Here is a 17,059-nt window from a genome sequence, read left to right as displayed (position 1 = left end):
TGGAAGCATCCGTTTGAAGAAAGCCGAAGGATCAGAAGAGCGACATCTGCGAGGAGTCCGGTTTCGCCTTCTTCGGCGGCTCCTCTTCCGGCGGGCTGACCGCCACCGGCTTCTGCAGGTCCGGCCCCATGTTGGAAACCTTGTTGACGAGGTCGGAAACCGGCAACGCCTCGAAGAAATCCTCCTGAACCGGCCGCATCAGGTCGGCCACCTCGCGTGGTTCGCGCGTCTTGCAATCGAGCCAGCGCTCGAAATCCTCCGGCGCGATGACGACCGGCATGCGCTCGTGGATATGACGGATCGTGGCATTTGCCCCGGTCGTCATGATCGCCGCGGTATCGACTTCCGAACCGTCGGCCGACGACCAGGTCTCCATCAGCCCGGCAAAGGCGATGACGCCTCCCTTTTTCGGGCGCACCCAATAGGCCTGCGGCTTGACGCCCGTCTCCTTCGGCGGGCGGCGCCATTCGTAAAAGCCGGTCGCGGGGATCAGGATGCGGCGGTGGCGCATGGCGGCGCGGAAGGAGGCCTTGCCGATCGCCGTTTCGGAGCGCGCGTTGATCAGCAGCGGGAACTCCTTCGGGGCCTTAACCCAGCCGGGAATGAAGCCCCAGCGGGCGAGGAATGCGCGGCGCTCCGGCAGGTTGCTGCCGGGCTCACGCCGTTCCGACGACATCACGACGAGGATCGGTTGCGTCGGCGCAATGTTGTAGCGGGCCGGGAAATCGTCGAGATCCGCCAGATCGAAGAATTCCGAAATCTCTTTGGGAGTGGCCGTCAGGGCGTAGCGTCCGCACATGAGAACCTAGATGGCATCGGGCTTGCGAAGGGTCAAGCGGGTCTAGGCGCTTCTCGGACCGAAGAGGATAATCGCGCCGCCTGCCAGGCAGACCGCAACGCCAAGCACATCCCAGCGATCCGGCACCTGTGCCTCCACCGCCCAGAGCCAGAGGATGGAGGCGAGGATATAGATGCCGCCATAGGCCGCGTAGGTGCGTCCCGCCGCCTCGCTCGGCACCAGTGCCAGCACCCAGGCGAAGAGGACAAGCGACACCATGCCCGGCGCCAGCCACCAGACGGGCTTTCCAAGCCGGAGCCAGGCCCAGAAGGCAAAGCAGCCGGCGATCTCGGCAAGGGCAGCTAAGGCGTAGAGGGCGTAGGTTTTCATGATGTTCCTATTCGAAGTCGCGGGGCTTCACGTCCTGTGCCATGTGCATGACACGAAGGATCACGATTCGGTCGGGATAGGATCGATAGTAGATGCAGCGCTGCCGATAGGGAAAGCTGCGAAGCCCGGGCGAGATGTAATCACGCGGAGAACCGGTGAAATCCACTTCTGCAATCCAAGCGATCTTGGCCGTTATGTCGGCCATAAATTCCCGCGCATAATAAAAGCTGCTTTCCGCAATATAGCGGCGGATATCGCGCAGGTCCTGACGCGCCAGGGGGGCAACGATAAGGCGTTTCGGGCCGCTAATGATTGTCGCCTTCATTCATGACGTCGGCGAGCAGATCGGCGCTCGATGCATATTCCTTGCCGAGGCCTGCTTCGATTTCCGCGTCCGCGGCATGAATTGCTTGCCTTAGCGATTGCATCCGCATCTCGTAATCCGCAAGCATCCGAATGCCGGCCCGGACGGCTTCCGTCTCCGTCCCGAAACGGCCGCTCCTCACCAGATCGGACAGGATTCCGTCATAGGTATCTCCAAGAGAGAATGTTTTCGCACGTGCCATCGTCTGCTCCTTCGCTTGAAGCATACGGTAAATTACAATACTTTTACAATATCGGTATATAAAATCCCAGCGCAACAGGTTCATTCGATTCGATGTAAATTTCTTGCTTACACCCATTGACGGAATGTAAGCTAGATACTTACATATCTCATGATCAAGTCATTCAGGAACAAGGCACTCGCTGCCCTGTTCGAGACGGGCAAAACGGGTAAGATCGACGCAAAGATGCACAAACGCATCCTTGTGCGTTTGGACCGCCTCGAAGCGGCGGAACGCCCGGAGGATATGAATTTGCCGGGATTTGATTTTCATGCCCTGCAGGGCTTCAACCCGACACGCTATACTATCCATGTCAACGGACCATGGTGCATGACATTCGAGTTCGACGGCAAGGATGCCGCCCGCGTCGATTTCGAGCAGTATCACTGAGGGCGGGATCCGGGATCAATAACCATGGCTGAGTATGAAGCGAAAAGGCCCATTCAGCGCTGCCCGTCCCATCCCGGCGCGCTGCTCGGAGAGATTATCCCGGCAACGGGAAAGACGAAGGTGGAGATTGCCGAACTGCTGGGCATCTCGCGCCAGCAACTCTACGATATTCTGCGGGAGCGTAAACCTGTTTCGCCGAACGTCGCCGCCCGGCTCGGCAAGATGTTCGGCGACGGCGCGGCCATCTGGCTGCGCATGCAGGCTGCTTATGATGCCTGGCATGCGGAGCGCGAGGTGGATGTCAGCAACATTCCGACACTGAATGCGGCATGAAGCAAAGCTTCGCGACCGATGAGAGACGATAGCATCCCTCCGCAACCTGCATCCTCCGCCATTCTCGGACGGGAAGGCCGGTTCCTGTTGATCCGGCGGATCAATCCGCCATCCGCCGATCTGTTCGCCTTTCCGGGCGGGCGCGCCGAGCCCGGCGAAATGCCGGACCAGACGGCACTCAGGGAATTCTTCGAGGAGACCGGCATTGCGGCCCGCAATCCCATTCTGTTCGCGACCTACGACATCAGGGGCGGCAAAGACGACGGCAGACATTTCTTCCTCTCGGTCTTTCGCGTCGAGGCGGATGCCGACACCGAGGCGATAGCCGCCGACGATGCCGCCGATCCCGGCTGGTATACGGTCGAAGAAATCCGCCTGCTTCCGGTGCCGCCAAGCGTGCTTGAATGCGTCGAAAGGCTGGCGGCGGAGCTGAATGCCCGGTAAGAGATGCCGATACGCCGGGACTCGTTCATGAAGCACAGTTTGCGATTCGCCCTCACTCTCCTGTTGCCGGTTCTGGTAGCGGCGCCTCTCGCCGCCCAGACAACCAAGCAGCCGGCGGCGAAACCGCAGTCAACTCTTCCTCTCCCACAACCACCGGCGGAGGAAAAACCGGCGCCTTATGAAGCGCAACTCACCCGCCTTGCAGAGGTTCTGGGATCGATCCAATACCTCAGGGCGCTCTGCGGCGCACCGGGCTCCGACTGGCGCGCCGCCATGCAGCAACTTCTGGATGCCGATACGGCGAACGAACCCAAGCGTCGCGAGAAACTGACCGCCGCCTTTAACCGTGGCTATCGTTCCTTTGCTGCCGTCCACACTTCCTGCACGGACGCGGCAAGGATCGCGGAGGAGCGATACCGTAACGAAGGCGCAACACTTGCCACAGAAATTGCCACGCGCTTCGGAAATTAGAGGATTATTTACCTCTTTTCACAGGAGGCCGTGTCGTTTTGATAAAAGGCTGATAAAGTTTTTAACGGGCTAGTAATCAAACGGGCACCGAGGACGAGAGAATGCAAGCAGGCCGCAATGACATCGACGACATGATTGTGCATGAGAAGATGCAGGCTGCCTTGGAATATCAGAGCGAAGCCTGGGCTGACGGCCGGGCTGACGGTATCGAAACAGAGATCATCGCCGACGCAGCCCTGGTGCTTGCCATGCGGGAAACCATCCGAATCCATGGCGAGACCGGTGCCGAAGCCATGCTTGAATCGCTTCGGACCCGCATGCTTGCAGGCGAGTTCTCCCCCGAGCGCACGGTCCAGTAAACAATCGAGGTTTCCCATGCGCGGCGCAGCGGAAACGACCATGCCCCAAATCCTCATTCGCCTTTCCATGGCGGTGCTGTTTGCCGTTGGCGGCACGGCGGCCGGCAGTCACACCTTTGCCTTTTCCGAACTCTCACCGGGTGTCGAATCTCCTCGAGAGCCCCAGCGCTCCCAAAAGGTGGAAAACCTCGAAGCCTTCGAGGGTACGACGCTGCCCCAGCCAGGCCCGGCAATCGATCGATCGGCACAGGTCGACGAGAAATCGACCGCGGCGCCCGATACCGATGCCGGCAAGACCGCACCCGACGACAACACGCCGCTTGAAATCATTCACGACATGTCGACCCTGCCGGCGCCGGTCAAACAGATGCGCGAGCAGATCGTCGAAGCTGCCGCCTCCGGCGATATCGAGCGGTTGCGCTCGCTGATCGGAACCGGAGCCGACCAGACCCAGGTGATGAACGGCGAAAGCGACGATCCGATCGAGACGCTGAAAGGCTTCTCTGGTGATCCGGACGGTCAGGAAATCCTGGCGATCCTGCTCGACATCCTTTCGACGAGTGCTGCCCATTTTGATACCGGCACGCCGGACGAGACCTATGTCTGGCCCTATTTCACCGGCAAGTCGCTTGCCACGCTGACCCCGCCGGAGCGTGTCGACCTGCTCCGTATCGTCACGGCCGGCGATCTCGCGGGCATGGAAGAGAACGGCAACTACAACTTCTTCCGCGTCGGCATCACGCCGGACGGCAAATGGAAATTCTTCTCCGGCGGCGATTGAGAGATTGGGGGCTCGCAGAGCGGTTGCTCTTTTCAGCCGCCCCCTCACCAACAACATCTACGACTGAGCTGCGGCTCAAGATCGGGATTGCCACGATCGCTCACGGAATCTGCGTCTTCGCTCCGTTGATTCAGCCAGCGGCACGACTTGTCCCCGCCCCGCGAAAGACTTAACTCTCAGTTTCAGAACAACCGGATTCCCATGCCATGTCCGCCGCCTATCTTCCAACGCGAAGCCTGATCCGCCTTTCCGGCAAGGATGCACAGGATTTCCTGCAGGGGCTGATCACCACCGATATCGATGGACTGCCCGAAAACGAGGCGCGGCCGGGCGCGCTTTTAACCCCGCAAGGCAAGATCCTCTTCGACTTCATCGTCTGGCGGGATGGCGACGGTTTCGTGATCGAAACCGATGCCGACCAGCGGGAAGCACTCGTCCGGCGGCTCACCATGTACAAGCTGCGCGCGGCGGTCGACATCGCGCCCGATGCCGCGGAAGGCGTCACGGTCTTCTGGGGCGACGACGCGGACAAGGGAGGCGTAAAGGACGCCGCCTTCGAGAAAGCCGGAATCGCGCTTGTCCGCGTGCCGGGCAAACAGGCCGGGGGACAGGAAGAGGCCTATCATGCGCTCCGCGTCGACGCAGGTCTCACGCTCTCCGGCCATGATTACGCATTGCAGGACGCCTTTCCGCATGACGTCCTGCTTGACCTTGCGGGCGGGCTTTCCTTCCGCAAGGGCTGCTATGTCGGCCAGGAAGTCGTCTCCCGCATGCAGCATCGCGGCTCGGCGCGGCGACGCGTAGCGCTGGTTTCAGGCGATGAGCAGTTGCCTCGCTCCGGCACGGAGATCATCGCCGGTGGCAAGACCGTCGGCACCCTCGGCTCGGTTGCCGGCAACAAGGGGCTTGCAATCGTCCGCATCGACCGCGTTGGCGATGCCCTGGCGCGTGGCCTGCCGCTGATCGCCGGCGATGTGCAGGTGACGCTGACGTTGCCGGAATGGACGGGACTTTCCTTCCCCGTCGAGGCGGAAGAGGCCGAACCGTGACAGCGGCCAAGACTCCTGGCTCGATTTCCACCCGTGCGGCCCGCGCCTGGCAGCGCATGCTGTCGGGGCGACGGCTCGACCTGCTCGACCCCTCTCCGCTCGACGTCGAAATCTCCGACATCGCCCATGGGCTTGCCCGCGTCGCCCGCTGGAACGGCCAGACACGCGGCGATCATGCCTTTTCCGTCGCCCAGCACTGCCTCGTGGTGGAGGAGATTTTTCGCCGCTGCAATGAACCCTGCACGGCGGAGGCGCTGCAGATGACGCTGCTGCACGATGCGCCGGAATATGTCATCGGCGACATGATTTCGCCGTTCAAATCGGTTGTCGGCGGCGACTACAAGGCCGTCGAGCAGAGGCTCGAAGCGGCCGTCCACCTGCGCTTCGGCCTGCCGCCGCATCCCTCCCGCGAACTCAAGGCACTGATCAAGAAGGCCGATACGATCGCCGCCTTTTTCGAGGCGACCGAGCTTGCCGGCTTTTCCGTTGCCGAAGCGCGGAAATTCTTCGGCCAGCCGCGCGGCATTACCTGCGACATGCTGCCGATCGAGCCCATGCCGGCAACCGAAGCGCAGCAGCGCTTTCTCGATCGCTTCCACGAGATCGAGGCGGAGCGAGCGGCAGACAAGAGAGCGAGTAAAGCCTCATGACGGGGATCGTCGTGTGCCCGCTTGCAAGCATCGCCCAAATGGCGGTCCGGCACCGCGCCCGGGAAATGGTGAGCCTGATCGCCGAGAAGCAGGACTTCCATCGGCCGGGCGTCATTTCGGCGAACCGCCACCTGAAGCTTGCGATGAACGATATCGGCTTTGCCGGGACGGGCGACCTGGTGGCGCCGAGCGACAAGCACGTGGAAAGCCTGATCGGCTTCGTGCGGAACTGGGACCAGTCGGCACCGATCATCATCCATTGCTGGATGGGCGTTTCCCGCTCGCCGGCCGCGGCGGTAATCGCCGCCCTTTCGCTCCACCCCGAAGAGGACGATTTCACGCTCGCCAGACGGCTGCGTGAAGCGGCGCCGCATGCGACACCGAATCCCCGACTGATCGAGATCGGCGACCGGATGCTGAACCGCGGCGGCCGGCTGATCGCCGCCATCAAGGGCATCGGGCGCGGCGCGGAGACGGATGGCAGGGCATCCTTCGTGCTTGCACTAAGCCCCCGCAATGAAGCCAAAAGTTGAATTTTCATAATTGGTTAGCCTGAGGCCGAAAAGCTCGTTTTTTATCTTGACCTCGCTGCGTTCTGCGCCAAATACCGCCGAGCCAGATACCGGGAAGAGATTCCAGACCCTCAGGTAGCTTCCCGCAGCATTTCCGGTAAGAGCGGACCTCCGGCTCCTCAAGGAGCGGACGAGCCGGCGATGGCGCGGGCCTGAAGGAAAGGATGCATCGGGTCCGGCTTTACGAGGAGCCGGACCCGATGCGCACCTCAATGCGACATGGACGAACGGTGCGCCCAGCCGGTCATGCGCATCTCGATCCAGGCCATCAGCGCGTACATGGCGATGCCTTCGACCGCGAGCGCCAGGAGGCCTGCGAAGACGAGAGGCACGTTGAACTGGCTCTGCGCCGAGCTCATCATGTAGCCGAGCCCGTAATTCGAGGCGACCGTTTCGGACACGACGGAACCGACGAAGGCGAGCGTGATCGCGATCTTCAGCGAACCGAAAAAGTAGGGCATGGAGCGCGGAATGCCGACCTTCAGCATGATGTCCATCTTCTTCGCGCCGAGCGCGCGCAAGACATCTTCGGTTTCCGGCTCGATCGTCGCCAGTCCCGTCGCGACGTTGACGACGATCGGGAAGAAGGAAATCAGGAAGGCGGTCAGCACCGCCGGAACGGCGCCGATGCCGAACCAGATGACCAGGATCGGCACGAGCGCCACTTTCGGGATCGCGTTGAAGCCGATCATCAGCGGATAGAGCCCGGCATAGATGGTCTTGGACCAGCCGACGAAGAGGCCGAGCCCGAGCCCCGCCACCACAGCGATCGCAAAGCCCACGGTGGTCGTATAGAGAGTCTGCAGCGAGTTCTTCCAGATCGGCGACCAGTATTGCAGGATCGCCTCAAAGACGCGGGTCGGCGCCGGCAGGATGGTGGGCGGCATGTCGAGCACCATCACCAGCAGTTCCCAGAGGACGAAAAGGCCGAGCGTGTAAAGCCAGGGCGCGAGACTCCTCCAGTTGACGCGGGCCAGGAGCGGCCTGGCAGACGCCGGCGCGGAAGCGTTGTCCGATACTGCGCTCATGCGACCACCCTCGCGCTGGCAATCTCGCCGTGCAGTTCATGCACCATGTCGTTGAAGCCTTTTTCGTACATGACGTCGAGATCGCGAGGCCTGGCGAAGGGCACGACATGCTCCTTCAACACCCGGCCGGGACGCGCGCTCATCACGAAGATGCGGTCGGCGAGGAAGGTCGCCTCGCGCAGGTCGTGGGTGACAAGGATGATGGTGACGCCCTGCGCGGCATGCAGGTCGCGGATGACGCACCAGAGCTCCTCGCGAGTGAAGGCGTCGAGCGCGCCGAAGGGCTCGTCGAGCATCAGAAGTTCCGGCTCGTGGATCAGCGCACGGCAGAGATTGGCACGCTGCTGCATGCCGCCGGAAAGCTGCCAGGGAAATTTCGTACCGAAGCCCTTGAGACCGACGGTTTCCAGAAGATGTTCTGCCTTCTCGACATATTCCTTTTTATGGGCACGAAGCCGGTGGCGGTGCTTTTCGACGATTTCCAGCGGCAGCAGGATGTTGTCGAGCGTGGTGCGCCAGGGCAGCATGGTCGGGTTCTGGAAGGCCATGCCGACGATCGAGACAGGCTCGGTCACCTGGCTGCCCGCGACGATCACCACGCCGCTCTGCGGGATGTGCAGCCCGGTGACAAGTTTCATCAGGGTCGACTTGCCGCAGCCGGACGGACCGACGACGGCGGCGAACTCTCCCTTGTCCACCTTCATCGAGAGGCCGGCAACCGCAAGCGTGCCGTTTGCGCCGCCATAGCGCATGTCGACATTGTCAATGGAAACGAGGTGAGGCATTTGGTTTTCTCTGCTTGGGCAATCGGGATGGGCACCCCCTCACCTGAAAAATCTAGCACTTAGCTTTCAGCTAAGATGCTGATTTTTCTTCCTCCCCCACCGAGGGGGAGGTAGGGCTGCGGCGCCGCGGCACCTCCATCTCTCCCCTTGTGGGAGAGAAAGCGATTTCAACACCTTAGCTGAAAGCTAAGTGTTAGAAATCGCAAGTGAGGGGATACTACGGCAGCATCCGTTCCGCCTTGGGCGGCAGATAGCTGGCGTCGAACACCTGCTCCGCCTTCACATTGCCCTTCAGGCCCATGGAGACCTTGAGCGTGTCGATCGAGGCGGAAAGACGCGCCGGATCGACGCCGCCGAAACCGTTTTCCACGACATAGGGCGTCTTGATATTCATGGAATTCGCCATGGTCAGGCGCTCGACCTCGATATCCTTGTTGAGCGTCTCATTGCGCTTCAGGACGGCGGCGGCGCCCTCTTCCGGATTGGCAACGGCATCGGCAAAGCCCCTGGCGAGCGCCTTCAGGAAACCCTTCACGGCATCCGGATTTTTCTCAGCAAAATCGGCATTGACCAGAACGGCATTGCCATAAAGGTTGAGGCCGTGCTCGGCCATCAGGATGGTGGCGATATCCTCGTCCTTGATGCCCTGCGCCTTCAGGTTCAGGATCACCGAGAAGGCGAAGCCGAAAACGGCATCGACATCGCCCTTGGCGAGCATCGGCTCGCGAACCGGGAAGCCGATCGATTCGATGGTGATCTTGCTGTCATCGATCTTGGCGGCCTGCTTGAAGGCCTTCCACTGGGCAAAGGCGCCGTCCGGCGGCGGCGCGCCGAGCTTCTTGCCCTCCAGCGACTTCGGATCGTCCGTGACCCCGAGCGACTTGCGACCGACGACGGCAAAGGTCGGGCGCTCATAGATCATCATCACCGCCTTGATCTTCTGCGACGGATCTTCGTCAAGGAACTTGATCAGCGAGTTGATGTCGCCGAAGCCCATCTGGTAGGCGCCGGTCGCCACGCGCGGGATCGCCTCGACCGAGCCGTTGCCGGTATCGATCGTGACATCCAGCCCTTCGGCCTTGAAGTAACCCTTGTCCTGAGCGAGCAGGAAACCGGCAGCCGGGCCTTCGAATTTCCAGTCGAGCGTGAACTTGACCGGCGTCTCGGCCAGCGCCGGCGCGGCAGGCGCGGAAAAGCCGGCGGCAAACGCCAGCGCCGCAGCGGCCGAAAGTTTGGAAAACAGTCTGCGCGAGATCATGAAAATGGGTCCCCTCAAAGGTTTCTTTTGTTCGGATGAGCCCACATCCAAGCGCTTCTTCAGCCTTCGCGCAAGCCGAAATTGCACATAAAGTCATCATATTTCAGTATAGATCAATTTATATGCATTCGCCGATCTCCTGCGCAATATCGTGGCGCGATTTTCAGCAGGAGGCTGGCTCTTCCCTTCCTTCGTCCGGCAATTGTATAACCTCCGGATCATTCCACCCGCTTGCGAGAATGCCGATGATCGAACTCCTGCTCCTTATCCTGGTCATCGTCATGGTGGGCCTCAACAGCAGAACCGGAAAACGGGTGGCCGCGCTCGAAAGCGAGCTGGAGGCGATCAAGGCGGCGCTCAGGCAGCAGGCGATCACCCTGCCCTCTCCGGCGGAGGCGGTTTCGACCGGGACAGCGGCGGACGCGCTCCAGGACCGACCTGCCTCGCCGGTCGAGCTTGCGGCCCGCGAGGCCGCGGAGGCGGAGGCGCCGGTCGCCGCTGTTTCGGAGGATGTCGGCACCGGCCACGAAACCGTGGTGCCCGGCCCGGTCCTCAAGCCGGCGGCGCAGGCGAAGACCAGCGAAAACCTGGAAAGCTATCTCGGCGCCCGCTGGCCCGTATGGGTAGGCGGTGTCGCACTCGCCTTCGGCGGCATCTTCCTGGTGCGCTATTCAATCGAAGCGGGACTGCTGGGACCGGCCGCACGGCTTACGCTTGCCGGCATTTTCGGGCTCCTGCTGCTTGCCGCCGGCGAGATCGTCCGCCGCCGCGCCATGCCGCAGATGTCCGAACGCTTCAGCAATGCCATGATTCCAGGCGCGCTGACGGCGGCCGGCGCGGTGACGCTGCTCGGCGCGATCTATGCGGCCTACGGCATCTACGAGTTCATCGGCCCGGCCTCGGCCTTCGTCCTGCTGGCGCTCGTCTCGTTCGCGACGATCGCGCTATCGCTGCTGCACGGGCAGGCGCTTGCCGGCCTCGGCCTGCTTGCCTCGCTCCTGACGCCGGGCCTCGTCGCGACCGAAGAGCCGAACGCCAACGCGCTGTTCATCTTCCTTGGCCTCACCTGGCTCGCTGTAAATGCCGCCTCGCGCTTCCGCCAGTGGACGGTCGTGCCGATGCTTGCGAATATCGGCGTCGGGCTGTGGGCCGTCGCCTATGTGGCCGGCTCCGACGCCTTCGATCCCTTACCGCCGGCGCTAGCGCTGATCGTGATGATCGCCGGCACCGGCTTCTTCTGGCCCGGTTCGCGCTACGAAGCCGGCGCGTCGGCCAGAACGGGGTGGCGCGCACTTCTTCTCCGGCCACCGCTGAAGATCATGCTTTCGATCGCGATCATGACCATGCTGCCGGCGCTCGTGATGGTGTTGCGCCATGCGGAAGGCGCAGGAATGGTGCTCTTCGGCTTTGCTGCCATCATGGCCACGCTTGCAGCGCTCGGCGCAAGCCGCATCCATGCAGTCTGGCCGGCGATAATCGCTGCGGCAGGCTCCATCCTGGGCATTACCATCACCGCCCTGATCTGGTTCGATTATGTGCCGCAGTCGGTGCTTCCCGCTCCGGCTGACGGCCAGCCGGCGCAAGCACTGACCTTCACCAACGAAATCACCGTCTATCTCCTGCTCGGCGCGATCTTCACGCTTCTGGGCTTCGCCTTCCTCAAGCGCTTCCGCAGACAACAGCCGGAATTTTCGATCGTCTGGGCCTTCCTCATGCCGGCCGTGCCGGTGGCGCTTGCCTTCATCAGCTTCCTGAATTTCGGCAACCTCGGGCGCGACTGGACGCATGGGCTTTACGGGCTTGGCCTCGGGCTGGTGCTTCTCGGCGCGGCCGACTGGCTCTTCCGGCGAGGCGGAGACACAGCGGAGGACGGGACCGGCCCGTCCGTCGACTGGCCCGCCAATCTTCTGGTGGCCGGTTCGTTCGCGGGCTTCACGCTCTGCCTGCATGCGCTGACCAACGGCATCGTGACGACCATACTCGTCTCCGTGCTGGGCTTTGCCTATCTTCTGGCGATGCGCGCAAAACCCTGGCCGGCGCTGCCCTGGATGATGGCCGCGGCAACCCTGATCGTCTTCGGCCGGATCGCCTGGGAGCCGACGCTGATCGGCCCGAACAGCCTCGGCACCACGCCGTTCTTCAATGCACTGCTGCCCGGCTACGGCATCCCGACGCTGCTTGCGATCGTCTCCGCCTGGCTTCTCAGGGATTCGCCTGACTTCCGGGTCCGCAACCTCATGCAGGCGCTCGCGTCGCTCGCAGCACTGATGACGATCGCCGTTCTGGTGCGCCACGCGATGAACGGGGGCGTGCTGGACAGCCGGGTGCCCACCCTCGGCGAGCAGTCGATCTACACGCTGGTCACCGTCGGTTTCTCGGGCATCCTGATGACGCTCGACCTCCAACGCCCAAGCCCCGTCTTCCGCTTCGGCTCGATGATCGCCGGAGTGATTGCGACGATCAACGTGCTATCGCTGCATCTCTTCGCGCTCAACCCCTATTTCAGCGGCGAAAATACCGGCCGCTGGCCCTTCTTCAACCTGCTTTTGATCGGTTATCTGCTGCCGGCGCTGGCCTACGGCCTCGTCGCCTTCTATGCGCGCGGCCGCCGGCCAATGCCCTATGTGGCGATGCTTGCAGTGGCCGGCGCGGTGCTCGGCTTCCTCTGGGCGACGCTTTCGGTACGCCGCTTCTGGCAGGGCGACAATATCGCCGACTGGAAGGGTTTCCTGCAGGGCGAAACCTATACCTATTCGGTCGTGTGGCTCTTGATCGGGGTCGCGCTGCTGGCGCTCGGCTCGAAGCTCGACGCCAAGAGCCTTCGGCTTGCCTCGGCCGGCCTCGTCTTGATCGCAGTCGTGAAAGTGTTCCTCATCGACATGTCGAACCTCGAAGGGATCCTCAGGGCGCTTTCCTTCATCGGCCTCGGCGCGGTGCTGATCGGCATCGGGCTTTTCTACCAGCGCATTCTGGTCAACAGGAGTGCGAACCCCGCTCCTGCTGATTCTCCGGCCGATTCCCAGGGAACCACATCGTGACCGCATCGCTTGCCGCCGCCTTCCAGCCCTTCGAGGCGCTGGCCGAAACGCTCATCCCGCACGCGACGGAGGGCGACGACGGCAGTCATGACATCGCCCACATCCTGCGCGTCTTCAAGAACGCCATGCGCATCCACGCCAAGGAAGGCGGCGACGGGCGCGTGCTGGCGGCAGCCGTGCTGCTGCATGATTGCGTGGCGGTGGAAAAGAATTCGCCGCTACGTTCACAGGCCTCGCGGCTGGCGGCGGAAAAGGCGGCGGGCATTCTGGCCGGGATGGGCTGGAGCGGAGAGGATATCGCCTCTGTCGCCCATGCGGTCGCGGCCCACAGTTTTTCGGCTAATATTCCGCCCGAGACGCTGGAGGCGAAGATATTGCAGGATGCCGACAGGCTGGATGCGATCGGCATGGTGGGCGCGGCGCGCTGCTTCTACATCGCCGGACGGATGGGCTCCGGCCTCTACGACCCCGCCGACCCGCTCGGCAGGGAACGGCCGCTCGACGACAAGGCATTCGCGATCGATCATTTCGAAGTGAAGCTCTTCAGGCTCGCCGAGGGATTCCGGACCGCAGCCGGCCGGGCGCTCGCCGCCGAACGGCATGTGCGCCTCAAGCAGGTGCTCGACCTCTTCATCGACGAAATCTGAGGACTATTTTCCATGCGCGTCAGCCAACTCAATTTCTATCCCCTGAAAAGCGGCCGCGGCATTTCGCTCGATGAGGCCGAGATCGCGGCGGAAGGCATTCCCGGCGACCGGCGGATGATGGTGACTGATCCCTCCGGCCATTTCGTCACCCAGCGGGAATTGCAGGCGCTGGCGCAGCTTCAAGTCACACCCGGGGACGGCGGCTTCCGCTTCGCGATCGACGGCAAGGGCGAGATTTTCGCGGGCCAGCCGCCGAAAGACCGGCGCATGGATGTCGCCGTCTGGAAATCGATCGTCAATGCGGCGGTGGCGGATGACGCGGTCAACGAGACGCTGTCCGGATGGCTGGGGCGCGATGTCCAGCTCGTCTTTTTCGACGATCAGGCAAAACGCACGGCGAGCGCCGAATGGGCCGGTCCGGACACGCCGGTGACCTTCGCAGACGGATACCAGGTGCTCGTGACGACGACCGGATCGCTCGCGGCGCTCAATGCCGATATGCAGAGAAATGGCGAAGGCTCGGTCGGCATGGAACGTTTCCGGCCGAACATCGTGCTCGATCACGAGGAGGCCTGGGCCGAGGACAATTGGGAAGGCATCGAGATTTCCGGCATCCGCTTCGATTTCGTCAAACCCTGCGCCCGCTGCATCATGACCACGCAGGATCAGACGAGCGGATCGCGCGAGGCGCCGAGCCCGATACCGGCCATGGGCCGCATCCGCATGTCGGCCGACCGGCGCGTACCGGGGCCCCTGTTCGGCTGGAACGCCGTGCCGCGCGACACCGGGCGGATCAGGGTGGGAGACGTGGCGACGGTCATTGCGGAGCGCGATGCCTGGGCTATCAAGCGGCGGGGGTGACACCGTCGATCCGTTATGGCTGAATGTTCGGTTGTGCCTGCATGGTCTGGAGATCGATCGGCATCGAGATATGCTCATGGGCGATCAGCCACCGACCGTCGATCTTCCGTAGACCCGAACTCACGCGCACCCAGTAGTCAGCCTTTTCGCCATTCGTCCTTTTACTCTTGACGTGGCTCAGGCTGTGGCAGACTGCGACGTCATCTCCGACCGCGATGCGCAACTCGCGCATCTCATAGTCGATCGTACCGTCCACCGAGGCGAACCACGCCTCGAAATTCTTTCGATAGGCCTCTACGCCTTGGACCTGCAGCGGTGGCCTGATGTCGAATACGACGGTGTCTGGCGCATAATGCGCCATCAAGGCATCGATGTCCTTGGCGCGCAGCGCTTGTGCCAATGCGTCGAGACGCTCGCGGATTTGGGCTCCTTCCCTCGTTGCAGTCGCGGTTTTAGGCATGACACTCTCCTATATGTGCGAGGAGCCGTGAGGCTCCATGGCTTTAACGAAAGTCCGCCCGCAGTAATCTACTACGGGCGGTCCAAGTACCAAAGGGTCTGATCAGATCTGCCGGTGGATGTATCGTCCGGGGCTGTGTGCGATCGCCTATTCCGCCGGATTGAGAGCGGCAGAGCTCGCCGCCACCTGCCCCGCCGGATTGCTCAACCGGCCATAACCGATGAGCATGGTCGCAAACGCCACCGCGCCGCCGGCGACTGCCACCCAGAAGCCGTTCGACGCGCCATAGGCATCGATCGTCCAGCCGGCAAGCGAGGAGCCGGCGGCAAAGCCGATGCCGACGCCGGTCATGGCATAGGTAATACCCTCGGTGAGCTGCGACGCGGGCACGATCCGTTCGATCAGGCTCATGCCGGTGATGAAGGTCGGCGAGATCGCCGCACCGGCGAGAAACACGACCAACGTCAGCGCCCAGAGATTGCCGACGAAGGGCATGGGCAGCGTCGTGACGGCGGCAATGAAGCTCGCAAGGACCAGCCGGCGGGCAAGCGGCGTCTTGAACTCGATCGCGCCGATCACGAGGCCGACGATGAAGGAACCTGCGGCATAGGCGGCCAGGATATAGCTTGCCGCACCCTTGTGACCCATGGCTTCCGCGAAGGCGACCACCGACACTTCCGCCGTCCCGAAGATCGCGCCCATGCCGGCAAAGACCGTCACGACGAACCACATGGGAAGAAGCCGCATGACCGAGCCGCCATTCCTGATCCGATGCGGATCGACCTTCGGTTCGGTGGATTTCTGGGCGACGAACAATGCCGTGCCGGCGGCCAGGAAGGCGGCGGAGGCCAGCACGCCCGCTTCCGGGAAGAGAGAGACGCTCAAGCCGATACCGAAGATCGGGCCACAGATATAGACGACCTCGTCCATCACCGACTCGAAGGCGAACGCGGTATGGAGCTCCGGCCGGTCGCGGTAGATCTCCGTCCAGCGGGCGCGCACCAGCGCCATCATGCTCGGCATGACCCCGGCGACCACGGCGAAGACGAAGAGCGTCCAGTTCGGCCAGCGCGCCCAAGCTGCGGCGGCAAGTGCCACGAGTGCGGCGACCGTGACAATCGTCGTCGGCACCAACACAGCCGACTGGCCCTTGTTGTCCACCCAGCGAGAGACCTGAGGCGCGATGAAGGCATTGGCCAGCGCGAAGGTGGCCGAGACCGCGCCGGCGATCCAGTATTCGCCATGGGTCTGGGAAAGCATGGCGACGAGGCCGATCGTCGTCATCGGCAGCGGCAGGCGGGCCACGAAAGCGGCCGCTGCAAAACCTTTCGTCCCCGGCCTTCGGAATATTTCGCGATAGGGATTGGGCATATCGGAATCCTTGGGGTATCTTGAATGACCACTTACATACGCCGCGTATGTGAGCTAGATAATCACATACGTTGCGCATGTCAATTCACATACGCTGCGTATGCGAATAATTTTCGGAGTCCGTATGGCGCAGAAAATAGGGCATAAGCCTCGCAAGGAAATGATCGCCGAAACGAAGGGCAAGCTGATCGCCGCCGCCCGTCGCGCATTTGCGACGCGAGGTTACGCCGAAGCCTCGATGGACGACTTCACTGCCGAGGCAGGGCTGACGCGCGGCGCGCTCTACCATCATTTCGGCGACAAGAAGGGCCTGTTCCAGGCGGTCATCGCCGAGATAGACGCGGAAATGTCCGACCGGCTCTGCGCCATTTCCAGCAAGGCGCAAACCGCCTGGCAGGGCTTCGTCGACGAAAACATCGCCTATATCGAGATGGCCCTGGAACCCGAGATACAGCGCATCATGCTGCTCGACGGGCCGGCAGTGCTTGGCGATCCTTCCAGCTGGCCGAACCAGAACGCCTGCATCCGCACCATGACCGCCAGCATCCAGAAGCTGATGGACGAGGGTACGATCCGCGATGTGGATGCGGAGGCGACCGCACGGCTCGTCAATGGTGCGACCTTGAGCGCCGCACTCTGGATCGCCAGCGCAGAAGCCCCCCAGGCCGTGTCGAAGAAGGCGGTCGGTGCGTTTTTGGTGATGGTCTCGGGATTGTTGAAGGAGAAGGCGGGGGCGTGAGACGGCATTCGGTTTTGCCGGGGATGCCAAAACGATTTGCACTGCCGCAA

The 17,059-nt window shown here is 62.4% G+C and carries 22 protein-coding genes; 13 read left to right on the top strand and 9 right to left on the bottom strand.

Annotated features, from left to right (window positions below; translation table 11 throughout):
* Nucleotides 1-31: 31 nt before the first annotated feature.
* The 4 genes from JL39_RS12145 to JL39_RS12130 are packed head-to-tail and all read right to left on the bottom strand — an operon-like array spanning nucleotide 32 to nucleotide 1,734.
* Nucleotides 32-799 (bottom strand): SOS response-associated peptidase, encoded by a 768-nt coding sequence (locus tag JL39_RS12145; protein ID WP_037150448.1) that lies wholly within the window; start codon nucleotides 797-799, stop codon nucleotides 32-34.
* 42 nt (nucleotides 800-841) lie between these two features.
* On the bottom strand, nucleotides 842-1,168 hold the full coding sequence (locus tag JL39_RS12140) for a YnfA family protein (RefSeq protein WP_037150444.1): 327 nt from the start codon (nucleotides 1,166-1,168) through the stop codon (nucleotides 842-844).
* A gap of 7 nt (nucleotides 1,169-1,175) precedes the next feature.
* Complete coding sequence (locus tag JL39_RS12135; RefSeq protein WP_037150442.1) at nucleotides 1,176-1,493, bottom strand: type II toxin-antitoxin system RelE/ParE family toxin; 318 nt, start codon at nucleotides 1,491-1,493, stop codon at nucleotides 1,176-1,178.
* Nucleotides 1,474-1,734, bottom strand: coding sequence for a type II toxin-antitoxin system ParD family antitoxin (locus JL39_RS12130; protein ID WP_037150882.1), 261 nt, complete (start codon nucleotides 1,732-1,734; stop codon nucleotides 1,474-1,476). The genes JL39_RS12135 and JL39_RS12130 overlap by 20 nt, the downstream gene beginning before the upstream one ends.
* 150 nt (nucleotides 1,735-1,884) lie before the next feature.
* Between JL39_RS12130 and JL39_RS12125 the strand changes: the two genes are divergently transcribed.
* From JL39_RS12125 to JL39_RS12085, 9 genes are all read left to right on the top strand, one after another.
* Nucleotides 1,885-2,163, top strand: coding sequence for a type II toxin-antitoxin system RelE/ParE family toxin (locus JL39_RS12125; protein ID WP_037150440.1), 279 nt, complete (start codon nucleotides 1,885-1,887; stop codon nucleotides 2,161-2,163).
* A 24-nt stretch (nucleotides 2,164-2,187) separates the two neighbouring features.
* Entirely contained in the window at nucleotides 2,188-2,496 is a 309-nt protein-coding gene (locus JL39_RS12120; protein WP_037150436.1) for a HigA family addiction module antitoxin, read from the top strand.
* 18 nt (nucleotides 2,497-2,514) lie between these two features.
* Entirely contained in the window at nucleotides 2,515-2,940 is a 426-nt protein-coding gene (locus JL39_RS12115) for an NUDIX domain-containing protein (protein ID WP_037150433.1), read from the top strand.
* Between the two features lie 27 nt (nucleotides 2,941-2,967).
* Nucleotides 2,968-3,411: a TIGR02301 family protein gene (locus JL39_RS12110; protein WP_052182848.1), complete on the top strand. Its 444-nt coding sequence runs from the start codon at nucleotides 2,968-2,970 to the stop codon at nucleotides 3,409-3,411.
* 101 nt (nucleotides 3,412-3,512) lie between these two features.
* The gene (locus JL39_RS12105) at nucleotides 3,513-3,770 is read left to right on the top strand and encodes a hypothetical protein (protein ID WP_037150430.1); all 258 of its coding nucleotides are present in this window, start codon (nucleotides 3,513-3,515) and stop codon (nucleotides 3,768-3,770) included.
* Nucleotides 3,771-3,810: 40 nt separating this feature from the next.
* Nucleotides 3,811-4,551: a hypothetical protein gene (locus JL39_RS12100; RefSeq protein ID WP_244446879.1), complete on the top strand. Its 741-nt coding sequence runs from the start codon at nucleotides 3,811-3,813 to the stop codon at nucleotides 4,549-4,551.
* 206 nt (nucleotides 4,552-4,757) lie between these two features.
* Nucleotides 4,758-5,600, top strand: coding sequence for a folate-binding protein YgfZ (locus JL39_RS12095; protein WP_037150423.1), 843 nt, complete (start codon nucleotides 4,758-4,760; stop codon nucleotides 5,598-5,600).
* A gap of 56 nt (nucleotides 5,601-5,656) precedes the next feature.
* The gene (locus JL39_RS12090) at nucleotides 5,657-6,250 is read left to right on the top strand and encodes an HD family hydrolase (protein WP_244446885.1); all 594 of its coding nucleotides are present in this window, start codon (nucleotides 5,657-5,659) and stop codon (nucleotides 6,248-6,250) included.
* Nucleotides 6,247-6,783 (top strand): tyrosine phosphatase family protein, encoded by a 537-nt coding sequence (locus tag JL39_RS12085; protein WP_037150419.1) that lies wholly within the window; start codon nucleotides 6,247-6,249, stop codon nucleotides 6,781-6,783. The genes JL39_RS12090 and JL39_RS12085 overlap by 4 nt, the downstream gene beginning before the upstream one ends.
* 248 nt (nucleotides 6,784-7,031) lie before the next feature.
* Here the strand turns inward: JL39_RS12085 and JL39_RS12080 are convergent, their stop codons facing one another.
* The 3 genes from JL39_RS12080 to JL39_RS12070 form a co-directional block, all read right to left on the bottom strand.
* The gene (locus JL39_RS12080; RefSeq protein WP_037150416.1) at nucleotides 7,032-7,850 is read right to left on the bottom strand and encodes an ABC transporter permease; all 819 of its coding nucleotides are present in this window, start codon (nucleotides 7,848-7,850) and stop codon (nucleotides 7,032-7,034) included.
* Complete coding sequence (locus tag JL39_RS12075) at nucleotides 7,847-8,635, bottom strand: ABC transporter ATP-binding protein (RefSeq protein WP_037150413.1); 789 nt, start codon at nucleotides 8,633-8,635, stop codon at nucleotides 7,847-7,849. Before JL39_RS12075 ends, JL39_RS12080 begins: the two co-directional genes overlap by 4 nt.
* A 217-nt stretch (nucleotides 8,636-8,852) precedes the next feature.
* Nucleotides 8,853-9,893 (bottom strand): ABC transporter substrate-binding protein, encoded by a 1,041-nt coding sequence (locus JL39_RS12070; RefSeq protein WP_037150410.1) that lies wholly within the window; start codon nucleotides 9,891-9,893, stop codon nucleotides 8,853-8,855.
* Nucleotides 9,894-10,138: 245 nt separating this feature from the next.
* On the opposite strand from JL39_RS12070, the gene JL39_RS12065 reads away from it, so the two are divergent.
* From JL39_RS12065 to JL39_RS12055, 3 genes are read left to right on the top strand one after another with little or no spacing between them, the layout of a single operon-like run.
* The gene (locus tag JL39_RS12065) at nucleotides 10,139-12,931 is read left to right on the top strand and encodes a DUF2339 domain-containing protein (protein ID WP_037150408.1); all 2,793 of its coding nucleotides are present in this window, start codon (nucleotides 10,139-10,141) and stop codon (nucleotides 12,929-12,931) included.
* A complete protein-coding gene (locus JL39_RS12060; protein ID WP_037150405.1) occupies nucleotides 12,928-13,578 on the top strand; it encodes an HD domain-containing protein in 651 nt (216 codons plus the stop codon). The genes JL39_RS12065 and JL39_RS12060 overlap by 4 nt, the downstream gene beginning before the upstream one ends.
* Before the next feature lie 12 nt (nucleotides 13,579-13,590).
* Nucleotides 13,591-14,439 (top strand): MOSC domain-containing protein, encoded by an 849-nt coding sequence (locus JL39_RS12055; protein WP_037150403.1) that lies wholly within the window; start codon nucleotides 13,591-13,593, stop codon nucleotides 14,437-14,439.
* Nucleotides 14,440-14,452: 13 nt separating this feature from the next.
* On the opposite strand, the gene JL39_RS12050 is transcribed toward JL39_RS12055, so the two are convergent.
* Together JL39_RS12050 and JL39_RS12045 are read right to left on the bottom strand one after the other, a co-directional pair.
* The gene (locus tag JL39_RS12050; protein WP_037150400.1) at nucleotides 14,453-14,899 is read right to left on the bottom strand and encodes an SgcJ/EcaC family oxidoreductase; all 447 of its coding nucleotides are present in this window, start codon (nucleotides 14,897-14,899) and stop codon (nucleotides 14,453-14,455) included.
* Nucleotides 14,900-15,046: 147 nt separating this feature from the next.
* Nucleotides 15,047-16,270: an MFS transporter gene (locus tag JL39_RS12045; protein ID WP_037150396.1), complete on the bottom strand. Its 1,224-nt coding sequence runs from the start codon at nucleotides 16,268-16,270 to the stop codon at nucleotides 15,047-15,049.
* 124 nt (nucleotides 16,271-16,394) lie between these two features.
* On the opposite strand from JL39_RS12045, the gene JL39_RS12040 reads away from it, so the two are divergent.
* Nucleotides 16,395-17,009 carry a TetR/AcrR family transcriptional regulator gene (locus tag JL39_RS12040; protein ID WP_037150393.1) on the top strand — a complete coding sequence of 205 codons (615 nt, stop codon included), beginning with the start codon at nucleotides 16,395-16,397 and terminating at the stop codon, nucleotides 17,007-17,009.
* The last annotated feature ends 50 nt before the right edge of the window (nucleotides 17,010-17,059 follow it).

This window comes from Rhizobium sp. YS-1r (assembly GCF_000757525.1).
Lineage (GTDB): Bacteria > Pseudomonadota > Alphaproteobacteria > Rhizobiales > Rhizobiaceae > Neorhizobium > Neorhizobium petrolearium.
Note: the sequence above shows the minus strand (reverse complement) of the source record. Positions and strands in the feature narration are given on the sequence as shown.

What these genes read in the sequence shown, in the direction of transcription:
- JL39_RS12100 (WP_244446879.1), top strand. Translation starts at nt 3,811, where the DNA reads ATGCCCCAAATCCTCATTCGCCTTTCCATGGCGGTGCTGTTTGCCGTT.
- JL39_RS12145 (WP_037150448.1), bottom strand. Translation starts at nt 799, where the DNA reads ATGTGCGGACGCTACGCCCTGACGGCCACTCCCAAAGAGATTTCGGAA.
- JL39_RS12120 (WP_037150436.1), top strand. Translation starts at nt 2,188, where the DNA reads ATGGCTGAGTATGAAGCGAAAAGGCCCATTCAGCGCTGCCCGTCCCAT.
- JL39_RS12110 (WP_052182848.1), top strand. Translation starts at nt 2,968, where the DNA reads ATGAAGCACAGTTTGCGATTCGCCCTCACTCTCCTGTTGCCGGTTCTG.
- JL39_RS12075 (WP_037150413.1), bottom strand. Translation starts at nt 8,635, where the DNA reads ATGCCTCACCTCGTTTCCATTGACAATGTCGACATGCGCTATGGCGGC.
- JL39_RS12070 (WP_037150410.1), bottom strand. Translation starts at nt 9,893, where the DNA reads ATGATCTCGCGCAGACTGTTTTCCAAACTTTCGGCCGCTGCGGCGCTG.
- JL39_RS12095 (WP_037150423.1), top strand. Translation starts at nt 4,758, where the DNA reads ATGTCCGCCGCCTATCTTCCAACGCGAAGCCTGATCCGCCTTTCCGGC.
- JL39_RS12125 (WP_037150440.1), top strand. Translation starts at nt 1,885, where the DNA reads ATGATCAAGTCATTCAGGAACAAGGCACTCGCTGCCCTGTTCGAGACG.
- JL39_RS12065 (WP_037150408.1), top strand. Translation starts at nt 10,139, where the DNA reads ATGATCGAACTCCTGCTCCTTATCCTGGTCATCGTCATGGTGGGCCTC.
- JL39_RS12105 (WP_037150430.1), top strand. Translation starts at nt 3,513, where the DNA reads ATGCAAGCAGGCCGCAATGACATCGACGACATGATTGTGCATGAGAAG.
- JL39_RS12055 (WP_037150403.1), top strand. Translation starts at nt 13,591, where the DNA reads ATGCGCGTCAGCCAACTCAATTTCTATCCCCTGAAAAGCGGCCGCGGC.
- JL39_RS12090 (WP_244446885.1), top strand. Translation starts at nt 5,657, where the DNA reads ATGCTGTCGGGGCGACGGCTCGACCTGCTCGACCCCTCTCCGCTCGAC.
- JL39_RS12130 (WP_037150882.1), bottom strand. Translation starts at nt 1,734, where the DNA reads ATGGCACGTGCGAAAACATTCTCTCTTGGAGATACCTATGACGGAATC.
- JL39_RS12045 (WP_037150396.1), bottom strand. Translation starts at nt 16,270, where the DNA reads ATGCCCAATCCCTATCGCGAAATATTCCGAAGGCCGGGGACGAAAGGT.
- JL39_RS12115 (WP_037150433.1), top strand. Translation starts at nt 2,515, where the DNA reads ATGAGAGACGATAGCATCCCTCCGCAACCTGCATCCTCCGCCATTCTC.
- JL39_RS12050 (WP_037150400.1), bottom strand. Translation starts at nt 14,899, where the DNA reads ATGCCTAAAACCGCGACTGCAACGAGGGAAGGAGCCCAAATCCGCGAG.
- JL39_RS12135 (WP_037150442.1), bottom strand. Translation starts at nt 1,493, where the DNA reads ATGAAGGCGACAATCATTAGCGGCCCGAAACGCCTTATCGTTGCCCCC.
- JL39_RS12040 (WP_037150393.1), top strand. Translation starts at nt 16,395, where the DNA reads ATGGCGCAGAAAATAGGGCATAAGCCTCGCAAGGAAATGATCGCCGAA.
- JL39_RS12080 (WP_037150416.1), bottom strand. Translation starts at nt 7,850, where the DNA reads ATGAGCGCAGTATCGGACAACGCTTCCGCGCCGGCGTCTGCCAGGCCG.
- JL39_RS12140 (WP_037150444.1), bottom strand. Translation starts at nt 1,168, where the DNA reads ATGAAAACCTACGCCCTCTACGCCTTAGCTGCCCTTGCCGAGATCGCC.
- JL39_RS12085 (WP_037150419.1), top strand. Translation starts at nt 6,247, where the DNA reads ATGACGGGGATCGTCGTGTGCCCGCTTGCAAGCATCGCCCAAATGGCG.